The sequence below is a fragment of the Vibrio sp. 10N.222.52.B7 genome, assembly GCF_041474275.1.
In the GTDB taxonomy this organism is placed as follows: domain Bacteria; phylum Pseudomonadota; class Gammaproteobacteria; order Enterobacterales; family Vibrionaceae; genus Vibrio; species Vibrio crassostreae_C.
Genome location: NZ_JBFRTU010000020.1, coordinates 15,645 through 15,896, shown reverse-complemented (window position 1 = coordinate 15,896; position 252 = coordinate 15,645). Strand labels below are relative to the sequence as shown.

The window sequence follows — 252 nt, the reverse complement described above, 5'->3', positions numbered from 1 at the left end:
GAGCCAGAGCCAGAGCCAGTTCGAGCTGCAAATATGCCAGAGATCATTCCAAATGAATTCGGCGTACCACAAGACGACGATTGGCTGATTGAAGACGAGGCGTTTGAACCAGAAGCATTAGCGGAAACTGACGTAACACCAGAGCTAGTGACACCAGTCGCTGACCCGCAAGTTGGAGCTACACCACAAGCGGAAGTAGCAGAACAAGCTGAAGTTCTAGGACAAGAAGGCGAAGAAGAATTCTCGTTTGAT

General features: G+C 49.6%; 1 protein-coding gene. It reads left to right on the top strand.

The window, feature by feature from the left end:
• The coding region (locus AB4512_RS07835; protein WP_372174719.1) for a hypothetical protein at positions 1-252 on the top strand (252 nt) is incomplete at both ends.